The organism is Rugosimonospora africana, from assembly GCF_016862975.1.
GTDB lineage: Bacteria > Actinomycetota > Actinomycetes > Mycobacteriales > Micromonosporaceae > Rugosimonospora > Rugosimonospora africana.
On sequence record NZ_BONZ01000085.1, the window covers coordinates 82,383 to 93,448 of the forward strand.

An 11,066-nucleotide genomic window follows, 5' to 3' on the forward strand; every position below is an offset into this window, starting at 1 on the left:
ATGCGCCCGGCGCCTGCCTCCGCCGCAGCCCGCGGGTTCAGTCGCGGCTGAGCAACAACGCCACCGGTATCCGCCGCAGCGCCCGGGTCGGAACGAGGGTGGCCAGGACGGTGACCCCCGCCGAGGCGACCACGGTGGCCCCGGTGACCGCTAACAGTCGCAATGGGACGGAGCCGGCGAATACGGCCGCGACCGACAACCCGATGACGCCGCCGAGTCCGGCTCCGGCCATCGCTGTCAGGCCCGCCTCCAGCAGGATCAGGCGCCACAGTTCGGTGGGGGTCCAGCCGGTGGCGTACAGCACCGCGAGTTCCGGGTACCGGTCGCGCATGTTGAGGTAGATGACATCCGCGACCGCCAACGCCGCCAGAAGCACGGCCACGGCGACGGCGAGGTAGTCCACGCTCCTGGCCCGCAACGATATCGCGGTACCGAGCACGGACCCGACGAGGCTGCCCCGGAACGTCAGCGTGATCGCCACCAGCAGGGTGAGGCCGGCGGTGCCGACCGCCACGGCGGCGAGACCGAGCGCGGTACGACCCGGCACCCGGACCAGGTTCGCCGCCGCCATCCGGGACAGGCTGCGCCCGTGCGAGGCGGCGGGTCCGCCCTCACGCACGTGATGCATGGTGAACAGCGGCGGCGGCGCCGAGGCGCGCCACGCCGGCCACAGCGCGGCCAGTAGCGACACCAGCAGCGCCGCCGGCAGTGCGGCAGCGGCGCGCAGCGGGGTGACGGAGACACCGAAGGCGTGCCCGGCAGCCACGGACAGCAGCATGCCCGCCAGCCCCGCCAAGCCGCCGATGAGGGCTATCTCGTACAGCAACAGCCGCAGCAGCTGGCCTCGGGTCCACCCCAGACAGCTCAAGACGGCCAACTCCCGCCGCCGTGCCCGCACCGAGGCCGCGGTCGCGTTGGCCACGAACAGGCCGCACACGACCAGCACCAGAGCGAACAGCAGGAGGCTCTGCCGGTCCACCGCCTGCAGGACCGTGGTGACCACACCCTCACGCTGCCACTGCTCGGACAGCAGCAGGGCCGGCCGCCCGGCGGCGCCCGCGGGGAGCGCGACCGTGACCGTCGTCGGTGAACTGCCCAGGGTGATGTCGACGTCCAGTCCGGTGGCCTGGTGGATCGCGTCGGCGACGGTACGCACCCGCTCCCTGCTCAGCGCGTCGTTGCCGGTGACGCCGGCGACCCGTACCCGGATCGCGCTGATCGGCGCGCCCGGGCGTACGTCGGTGAACGTGGCCGGGTCGCTGAACGCACCGATGCTGCTCAACGAGGTCAGCATGGTGGGTGTGGACAGCGAATAGCCCGCGATGTCGCTGTTCGGCAAGAGATTGCCGCCGCCCAGCAGCGCACGTGAGCGGTTGTCGGCGCCGGTGAGTGTGGCCGCGTCGAGAGCGTCGAGTACCTGGTCGCCGCCGACGTCCACCCGGGTGGGGTCGAAGGTGCCGATCGTCGTCAACTGTGGCGCGGCCTGATCGGTCTGCCGCCGGGAGGCGATGGCTGTGTGCACACGCAAGCCACGGAACGCGGTGTCCGCCGCCTCCGGAGGTGGGTCCACGAAACCCTGGTCGCGCAGGTCGGAACGCCACACCTGGTCGGGATTGGTCACCGCCTTCGGGCGCAGCACACCGTCGGGTCCGCTGTCGTAGCTGGTCGGTCCGGCCGTCCAGTAGCTGTCCACCACGGTCTGCCGCGCCCCGGCGAGGTACTGCGCCAGCATCCGTTGGTACGCCTGCGACGCGGTCACCGTGGTGGTCCGCACGGGTACTCCGGACCGCTCCTGCATTAGGGCGGCGATCTGTGCCGGCGGCAGGCCCGCGGCGTAGCTTGCCGCCGCGTCCGCCGGCAGCCGGCTGATGCTGACCTGATCCTGGTCGTCGATGCCGGCCCGGTCGGCGACGAGTACCGGTATGCCGGCCGGGTTCCCGGTCACCCCCTCCGGCAGGTACGCACCCGCGGTGACCGCCCGGTCCATGCCGACCAGCCGCGACTCCTGTTGCGGGTCGATCGCCGCGAGCAGGAACGGGAAGGTCCACCGCAGCACGACACCGACATGGCCGGCGGGCAGCGACTGCCAGCCGGCTCCGTCCAGGCCGTTGCGCGTCGACCAGCATGCCGCGGTCCGCAGGTTTGCCGGCGCGAACGGACCGGCCACCTGCGTGGTCGAGGCCGGGCACACCAGCGTGGAGTGCCCGGCCGCGTCGGTCTCGACGGTGCCGTAGTCGCCCCGGCCGGTCGCCGGTGAGGTCAGCCGCAGCGTGTCCGGGGTGACGTAGGTGTAGCTGACGCCGGGCCGGTCGATGGTGGTCAGTCCGCGGTCCGTGCTGCGTCGCGCCGAGGCGACGAAGAGCTGCCGCGCTCCGGGATCGATCTGGTCGGTGATGTCGATCGGGACGCTCACGGTCTGCAGGACGTACCCGATCATCGCGATCGGCGCCGCGACCTGGACGCCGGGCAGCTTCGCGATGGTCTGATCCTGCCCTGTCGTGATGCCACCGAACTGGCCGGCGAGGAAGTCGGCCCGCACCAGGTGTTCCGAGCGCTCCAGCGGGGTGCGGGTACCGGCCGGACGGACCAGGATGTCGTAGCTGCCGTGCGGAGCGGATTCGGCCTGGCCGCGCAGCTCCAGCCGCTCGGTGGCCGCGCGCCCGGTCAGGACCGTGAACGCCGCCGTGGCCGCCGTCACGGCCAGCAGGAGCGCGACCGCCCGTGCCGGTTGGCGGCGCAGCTGGGTGAGGAGCTGTCCGATCACACCGAACCGCCGGAGCTGGTCGCGTACCCGGCCGCCTGCCGCTCGAACAGCCGCGCGTACTCGCCGCCGGCCGCCATCAGGCTGGCGTGGTCACCCTGTTCGGCCACCCGGCCGCCGGCCAGCACGACGATCCGGTCGGCGCCGCGCACGGCGGACAGCCGGTGCGAGATGAGCAGCGTCGTCCGCCCCCGCCGCAGCGTGTGCAGGCGGCCCAGCACCTCGGCCTCGGCGGCGGCATCCAGCCCGGCCGTGGGTTCGTCGAGGATCAGCAGGTCGGCGTCGTCGCGCAGCAGCGCACGGGCCAGCGCCACACGCTGCCACTGGCCGCCGGACAGCTGTACCCCGGACCGGTCCGCACCGCCGCGGGCCCCGCCGAACGCGCGGCTGAGCATCGTGTCGTAGCCGGCCGGCAAGCCGGCGAGCGTCTCGTGCACGCGGGCGTCGGTCGCCGCCGTGCGCAGCGCCGCCCGGTCGGTCATGCGGCGCACGTCGCCCAGCCCGATGTTCTCCGCGGCGGTGAAGTCGTACGCCATGAAGTCCTGGAACACCACCGCGAGGCGGGCACGTAGGCCGGCCGCGTCGAGGGTCGCGATGTCCAGGCCGTCCCACACGATCGCACCCGAGGTCGGCTCGTACAGCCGGCACAACAGCTTGATGAGCGTGGACTTCCCGGCGCCGTTGACACCGACCAGTGCGACCATCGCGCCGGCCGGAATCGAGAAGCTGACATCGGTGAGCACCGGGGCACCGCCCGGATAGGCGAAGCACACCGCCCGCAGTTGCACCCGCTGGCGCAGCGCCGGCGTGCGCCCGCCGGTGACGGTCCGGGCCGGGGCGGGGTTGGTCAGCTCGAGGTAGTGGGTGAACGCCAGGACGCCGCGGTAGCCGTCGGCCAGCGCGCGCACCAGCGCGCCGGTGCTGGCCTGCAGGCCGGTGAGCGCGGCGACGGCGGCGCTGAGCTGCCCGACGCCGAGGCCCCCGTGGGCCGCGCGCAGCGCAGCCCAGACGATCGCCGCGCCGGTCACCGCCGCACCGGCCGCGGCGAGTGCCGTCTGAGTGCGCAGCACGCCACGGTCGATGCGCCGCTCGGCGTCGGCGACCGCGCCGATCTCCTCGGTCATGCGGGCACCCAGCAGCTCGCCGATCCCCCACAGCCTGATCTCCTTGGCCGCACGCGCGTCGGTCATCAGCCCGGCATAGAACATCTCCCGCCGGCTGCGCGGGCTGGTCTCCCACATCACCTCCGCGCGCCGGCGACTCTCGGCGAACGCCGCGATAGCGGCCGGCAGGCAGGCCAGCGCCGAGACCGCCGCGAGCCACGGCGCGACCGTCGCGAGCACGACCACGAAACCCGCGACCGTCACCGCGCCGCGCAGCCCTCCGAAGACGGCCTGCGCCAACGCCTGCGGCGCGCTGGCACCGGCGTGCTGGGCCAGGCGCAGGCGGTCCAGGAACGACGGGTCCTCCAGCGGGCCGAGGTCGTCGATCGCGTTGACCCGGCGCATGAGATCGGTCTTCGTGTGGTTGGCGATCCGGCGCCCCAGCTCGGCCTGGACGTAGCGGGACAGGTGCGTGACAACCGGCAGCGTCCCGGCCGCGACCGCCAGTTCGAGCGCGGCGGCGGCGATCGCCGCCGGCGGGGCGTGGGCGGCGATGTGGCTCAGCAGCGCGGCGAGCGCGGCGGCCGATACCGGTACGAGCAGCCCGCCCAGCGCGGAGAGGACTCCGTAACCGGCGAACAGGCCGGGAGCCGGGCGCCACACGGTCGCCAGTGTGCGCGACAGCGACCAGCCCAGGCCAGCCGGATCACGCGGTCGCCGCATCGTCGGGTCGCTCGGGCCGGGCTACCGCGGCTGCCGGTGGCGTGGCAGTTCCTCGACGGACTGCCCGATCGCGGTGACCACACCGGCGTCGTCGACCAGGACGTACGAGGGGAACAGGGTGATCCGGTAGGCACCGGCCATGCCGCCACCGCCCGAGGGTTCGACCACGACCGAGGCGACCTCGGCCAGTTCGGCGGCGATGTCCGCGCCCTGCCGGGCATCGCCCACGACCACGGCGACCACCCGGTCCGGAGCGCCGGAGAACGCATTCGCGTAGCGGACGAACCGCGGCAGGCTGAGCCGGCAGCCCTGGCAACTGGCCGAGAAGAAAGCCACGAGATAGGCGGCGCCGGCCAGCTCGATGCCGCTGACCGTGCGTCCGGAAATCGTCGACGCGAGAAAGCCGGGGGCGGCGTCACCGACCGGCGGTCCGCTGGGCGGCAGTACCGCCGGTCCCGCCGGAGCCTGCGTCGCCACCGCCTGGCGGCGCAGGTACCGGGCCAGAACCAACCCCAGGGCCAGGGCGAGCGAGCTTGTCACCGCGGAGTACACGGCCAGGACAGCGGCGACGCTCACCGTGGTCCGCCCCCGACCGGCGTACCGGCACCGGGGCGGTGCGGGAGCGCGCGGGTTGCCGGCGCGCGCAGCACCGCGAGGATGTCGCCACGGAACCCGACAAGGGTCGCCGCGAGACCCGCGGTCAGGAAGCCACCCAGTGACGCGGCCGCGTCCCGGGGCTGCCACCGGTGCAGGGCCAGCAGCAGGAGCGCGGTCAGCCCCAGTGCCGCGCCGCGACCGGCCGTGCGCCAGGTGATCGGTGTGGCGGAGGCACCGAAGCAACCGCAGCGGTATCCCGCGTCTCGGTGAGCCAGGACGGACGCGCCGGCCGAAAGGCCCGCGAACACGACCACGGCCGCAGCCGATCCCCACACCCGAGTGGCCGGAATTCCCAACAGCAGCGCGGTCGCGGCCTCCACCCCCGGCAGTGTGTACGCCACCGCACGGGCGGCCGGGAACCGGAGCCCCTGGCGTACGGTCGCCGCCAGGTCGGTCCTGGCCGAGGAGTCGACAGCCTTGCGCCACGCGGCCACGGCCAGCACGATCACCAGTGCCCAGCACGCCACGGCCAACAGGTAGCCGCTCACCCGAGCGCCCCACCCATCTCAGCAGTTCCCGATCTGCACCCACGCCTGGCAGAAGTACGTGCAGTCGGGCTGGAAGCAGCATTGGCGTTCGAAGTACCTACCGGTCGAGTCGCACATGAAATCGTTGGTGCAGTCGGGAGCGCACCCCTCGGGCCCGGCCACGGACACGGAACGGGGGGCACCAGCTGGTGCGTTCGGTCCAAACAAGAGAGTTGTCGCAAAGCCCAGCACACCGGTCATCGCAGACCTCCGCCAAGACATCGTCGAATGATGCTGACCGTAAGAGCGCCAATACATTGGGTCAAGGTATTCCACACCGAAGTACCCTGATGTTTCCCCGGCCGTCACACGTGTCCGACCGGCCTCCGACCGCCCTCTGCCCGACCGCTGGCCGGTCATCCCGGACGGGTCACCTGCCGCAGTGTCGCATCGGGTTCCGGGGCGAAAATGCGTTGGTCAGCCACGATCGCGCCGTCGCGCAGGCGGATCTCCCGCTCGCACTGCGCGGCCACGCTCGGGTCGTGGGTGGCCAGCAGCAACGTCATGCCGTACTCGGCCTGCGCGGTGGTGAGCAGGTCGAGGATGTCCTCGCCGGTGGCGGAGTCCAGACCACCGGTCGGCTCGTCGGCCAGCACCAGCCGCGGGCGCCCGACCAGTGCGCGGGCGATGGCCACCCGCTGCTGCTCGCCGCCGGACAGCTCACGGGCCAACGCGTCGGCCCTGCCGCCGAGCCCGACCGCGTCCAGCAATTGGGCGGCACGCCGGCGCCGGTCGAACCCGACCCGGCGCGGAAGCAGCGGGGCCAGGACGTTGTCCAGCGCCGAGAGGTTCGTCAGCAGGTGGTAGTGCTGGAAGACGAAACCCATGTCCCGCCGGACGCGGGCCGCCTCGGTGTGCGACAGGGTCGCCAGATCGGTCTCATCGAACAGGACCGACCCGGCCTCCGGACGGTCGAGGGCGCCGACGAGTTGCAGCAACGTCGACTTCCCCGCGCCCGACGGGCCGGTGACAGCCACCATCTCGCCGGGTCGGATCTCCAGCGAGACAGCGTCGATCACCGTCACCCGGGCGCGTCCCTGCCGCCGGACCTTCGTCACGTCGCGCAGGCGGATCCGCGCACCCGCCCCGGGCTCTCCCGGGCCGCCTCGCGCGGGTGCCCGGCCGTCCTGACCGGACCGCGTCGACGCATCAGTAACCTGCGGCCCCGACCCCTCGCGGCCCTCTAGAATTGCGCGGTGGCTATCCAACATGCCGTGCTCGCCTTCCTTGCCGACGGGCCCAGCTACGGCTATGAGATCAAGGCTACCTTCGAACGGGCCGTCGGCCCGGAGTGGGGCGGCCTGAACATCGGCCACATGTACCAGATCCTGGATCGGCTCAGCCGCGACGGCCTTGTCACGTCCCGGGTCGTCGCGGCCGGAGCGCGTCCCGACCGCACCGTGTACCGCATCACCGCCGCCGGCCGCCGCGCACTCGACGCCTGGCTGGACGAGCCGATCACCCGTGCCGCCGGCTACCGCGACGAATTCATCCTCAAGCTGCTGGCCGCATCCCTGCGCAGCGAACACGCGGTCCAGCAGGTGTGCCAGGCACACCGGGACGCCAAGATGGGCGAGTTGCAGACGCTGCGCGCACTGCGCCGCCAGCACAAGGACGAACCGTTGGCCGCGGTCACGATCGAAGCCGCGATCCTGCATGTCCAAGCCGACCTGAAGCTCGTGGAGTCGGTGGCCGCCAACGCGGCGCAGGCGCTGTTCCAGACATTCGGTGCCTCGGTGTCCACACCCGACCCCGAGATCGGGCTGAACGCCGGTACCCGGCGAACCGCCTGAACTCGTCCCCCCGGCCGACACCCGACGTTCACGCACCACTCACTCTCGGCTGCGAGCATCGCCGACCGGCGGCACCCGTCGATCGGCGACACCCACGCGCCGGTCCCCGACCGAAGGGCGCTCATGACCGCACGACTCCGCGGTCGCCTCCGGGCGGCGACACCGGCCGTGCTCGCCACGCTGGTCCTGCTGTCGACGGCGTGCACGAGCCCGTCACACCACGGCGACCAACCGCCACCGCATGCCGGCGGTACCCTGCTCTACCTGCGCTCCGGTGCCGGATTCGTCCATCTAGACCCGCAACGCGACTTCCTCGCCCAGGATCAGGCGTTCGCCGGCGGCTACCTGCAACGCACGCTGACCACCTACACGTTCAGCGATCGGGCCCGCGCGGCCACCCTGGTACCCGATCTGGCCACCGACACCGGCCGTCCCAGCCGGGACGCGCGGACCTGGGCGTTCACCCTCCGCAAAGGGGTCAGCTTCCAGAACGGCCAACCGATCCGCTGCCAGGACATCAGGTACGGTCTGGCACGCGCCTTCGCCGGTTCCGCGCTGACCGGGGTCTCCCCGCCCGCGGTCGCGATGCTCGACATTCCCCGGGACGCGCACGGTGAGCCGACCTACCAGGGTCCGTATCCGGCGCCGGGCAACAACACGGGCGCCCTCGACCGGGCCGTGGCGTGCTCGCCCGACGGGCGCACCATCACGTTCCACCTCAACCGCCCGGCCGCCGACTTCAACGACACCGTGGCGCTGCTGACCTACAGCCCGGTACCGCAGTCGCTGGATACCGGTACGCAGTACGACCAGCGGCCGGTTTCGTCCGGCCCGTACGAAATCGCGCAGAACGCCCCGGGTAGCCGTCTGGTCCTGGTTCGCAACCCGCACTGGAACAGAGCCTCCGATCCGGTGCGACCGGCGTACCCGGACCGCGTCGTCACCGAGATCGGCGTGCCGGACACCCAGATCCAGCAGCGACTGATCGCGGACGCCGACGCCGATCAGGCCGCCGTAGCCAACCTCAGCGCACCGTCGGCGCAGGCGGTGTTCGCCGACCCGAAGCTTGCGGGCCGGCGCTACGACGGCACCAACGGCAACGTCGACTACCTGGCGATCAACACCACCCGGGTCGCCGACCTCCAGCAGCGCCGGGCCATCGTCGCGGCGCTCGATGTCGGCGCCCTGAACGCCGCGGCCGGCGGCGATCTGGACGGTACCCGCGCCGACGGGCTGGTCTCCCCGGCCCTCGGCATCGACTACCAACCCACCGGACTGTGGGACGGGTTGCTCGGCAAGGACATCCCGACCGGGGGCGACCCGTCCTACGCCCGCCAGCTCATCGCCGAGTCCGGACGGCCGATGCCGGTGCTCACCTACGACTACATCGAGTCCGCCGGAGCGGACCGGGCCGCGACGATCGTGGTGTCGTCGCTGGCGCGCGCCGGGATCACCGTGCGGGCGCACGCACTCTCACCGCAGGTCTACTACCCCACCGTGCGTGACCCCCGTACCGCCAGCGATCTGGTCTTCGGTTCCGCCGCGCCGAACTGGCACAACGCCTCCGCCCTCCTGGCCGACCTGCTGACCCCGTCCGGCTCGCTGAACCTGTCGCAGTACGACGACGCCACCGTGACCCGCGACGTGCACGACGGCCAGACCCAACTCGACCGGGACGCCCAGGCACGCCAGTGGAGCCGGCTCGACCGCTCGGCGATGCTCCAGGCGGTTGCCGTACCGCTGCGCTTCGAACACGCTCAGGCGCTCGTCGGTTCCCGGGTCGGCGGCGCCTACATCTGGGCGCCGTACGGATCCCTGCCCTTCGGCGCGCTCTGGGTGAGGCCATGACGGCTCGATCGGCGCACCCGGGATTCCCGCGTCGAGTGACAGGTCCGTTGGCCGCCGCACCGAACCGAATCGCGGCCGGGTCCGTGGTTGTTCGCGGGGGTCCCGTTCTCCGGGACCGGCGACCGCGAGACAAGGGAGTTCCTATGCTCAAACGAGTCGGCCTGATCGGCGCGGGCGTACTGGCCGCGGCAGCCGTTGCGGTGCCGCTTCCCGCCAACGCTCAAAGCTCGAGTAGGCCCGTGCAGCCGCATGGCTTCCTGCAGACCAACCTCGTTTCCGACCAGCCCGGCAAGGCCACCCTGACGGACCCGCACCTGATCAACCCGTGGGGCGCATCCGAAAGCACATCCAGTCCAATGTGGGTGTCCAACACCGGTACGAGCACCTCGACGCTCTACGCGGGCAGCGTGGGCACCACGCCGCCGAGCATCAACCCGCTCGTGGTCAGCGTCCCCGCGGGGCCGCCGACCGGTCAGGTATTCAACGACACCACCGGCTTCGACCTGCCGGGCACCACGACACCGGCGAGGTTCATCTTCGCCGGCCTCGGCGGCGCAATCACCGCCTGGGCCGGGGGCGCCAGCGCGACGGTCGCCGCGCAGGCGAGCGGAGCCGCGTACACCGGCCTCGGATTGGCGCACAGCCCGTTCGGTCCGCTGCTGTTGGGCGCGGACTTCGCCACCGGCAAGATCGATGTGTTCGACTCCACGTTCACTCAACTGCCGGTGGACGGGCTGTTTCAGGACCGGAACCTGCCGAAGGGCTACGCGCCGTTCAACGTGCGGGAACTTGGTGGAAAGGTCTACGTGACCTACGCGAAGGTGGATCCCGCCACGCACCTGGAAGTCAAGAAGCCGGGTGAGGGCGTGGTCGACGTCTACACCACCTATGGCACGTTGATCAAGCGGCTGGTCAGTCACGGCTCGCTCGACGCGCCCTGGGGCGTCACCATCGCACCGGCCGGCTTCGGCAAGTTCTCCGGCGAGCTGCTGGTCGGCAACTTCGGCAACGGCCGGGTCAACGTGTTCGATCCGGCAACGGGTCGCCCGCTCGGCCCGTTGACGGACTCCTCCGGCAGGCCGATCGTGATCGATGGTCTGTGGGCGTTGCTGGTCGGCAATTCCGTGGTTGGCGGCACCGATTCGGTGCTGTTCACCGCGGGACCCGCGAACGAGACCCACGGCCTGGTCGGCAAGCTGACTGCCAACTGACGCTCCGCACGACGCCGGTCCGGCCTCGTCACGCACCCGGTGAGGCCGGACCGCGCCGACAGGCATCGTCGCGAGCATCCGGTGCGGCGTGCCGCATCAGGATCAACCCGCTGGCCGCGAGGAAGGGACACCGGGAACATCCGACACCCGCGCGGTGTTCAGCCGATCATGGCCGCGTGCAGATCGCAGGTGACCCGGCTTCTACTCGGATCGTCCGGCACGTTCCTGCCGGTGGAAGGAAGCATCACACCATGGCAACAGTGAGTTTCCGCGAGGCGTCGAGGGTTTACCCCGGTACCACCAATCCAGCGGTCGACGCCCTCAACCTGGAGATCGGCGACGGAGAGTTCCTCGTCCTGGTCGGCCCGTCCGGCTCCGGCAAGTCCACCGCCCTGCGCATGCTCGCCGGGCTCGAGGATGTCGACAGCGGCGGCATCTTCATC

General features: G+C 71.8%; 9 protein-coding genes. 4 read left to right on the forward strand and 5 right to left on the reverse strand.

Annotated elements, in window-relative coordinates; genetic code table 11:
• Positions 1-37 precede the first annotated feature (37 nt).
• The 5 genes from Raf01_RS39735 to Raf01_RS39755 all read right to left on the reverse strand — a co-directional run bounded on the left by Raf01_RS39735 (position 38) and on the right by Raf01_RS39755 (position 6,829).
• Entirely contained in the window at positions 38-2,764 is a 2,727-nt protein-coding gene (locus Raf01_RS39735) for an FtsX-like permease family protein (protein ID WP_203923279.1), read from the reverse strand.
• On the reverse strand, positions 2,761-4,587 hold the full coding sequence (locus Raf01_RS39740; protein WP_203923280.1) for an ABC transporter ATP-binding protein: 1,827 nt from the start codon (positions 4,585-4,587) through the stop codon (positions 2,761-2,763). Before Raf01_RS39740 ends, Raf01_RS39735 begins: the two co-directional genes overlap by 4 nt.
• Positions 4,588-4,608: 21 nt before the next feature.
• Positions 4,609-5,163: a TlpA family protein disulfide reductase gene (locus tag Raf01_RS39745; protein WP_203923281.1), complete on the reverse strand. Its 555-nt coding sequence runs from the start codon at positions 5,161-5,163 to the stop codon at positions 4,609-4,611.
• On the reverse strand, positions 5,160-5,732 hold the full coding sequence (locus tag Raf01_RS39750) for a MauE/DoxX family redox-associated membrane protein (protein WP_203923282.1): 573 nt from the start codon (positions 5,730-5,732) through the stop codon (positions 5,160-5,162). Before Raf01_RS39750 ends, Raf01_RS39745 begins: the two co-directional genes overlap by 4 nt.
• 395 nt (positions 5,733-6,127) lie before the next feature.
• Positions 6,128-6,829: an ABC transporter ATP-binding protein gene (locus Raf01_RS39755; RefSeq protein WP_373319726.1), complete on the reverse strand. Its 702-nt coding sequence runs from the start codon at positions 6,827-6,829 to the stop codon at positions 6,128-6,130.
• 138 nt (positions 6,830-6,967) lie between these two features.
• On the opposite strand from Raf01_RS39755, the gene Raf01_RS39760 reads away from it, so the two are divergent.
• From Raf01_RS39760 to Raf01_RS39775, 4 genes are all read left to right on the forward strand, one after another.
• Positions 6,968-7,564 carry a helix-turn-helix transcriptional regulator gene (locus tag Raf01_RS39760; RefSeq protein ID WP_203923284.1) on the forward strand — a complete coding sequence of 199 codons (597 nt, stop codon included), beginning with the start codon at positions 6,968-6,970 and terminating at the stop codon, positions 7,562-7,564.
• Between the two features lie 123 nt (positions 7,565-7,687).
• A complete protein-coding gene (locus Raf01_RS39765) occupies positions 7,688-9,412 on the forward strand; it encodes an ABC transporter substrate-binding protein (protein ID WP_203923285.1) in 1,725 nt (574 codons plus the stop codon).
• Positions 9,413-9,555: 143 nt separating this feature from the next.
• Positions 9,556-10,623: a TIGR03118 family protein gene (locus Raf01_RS39770; protein WP_203923286.1), complete on the forward strand. Its 1,068-nt coding sequence runs from the start codon at positions 9,556-9,558 to the stop codon at positions 10,621-10,623.
• Between the two features lie 251 nt (positions 10,624-10,874).
• Positions 10,875-11,066: ATP-binding cassette domain-containing protein (locus Raf01_RS39775; protein WP_203923287.1), on the forward strand; the 192-nt coding region annotated here is incomplete at its 3' end.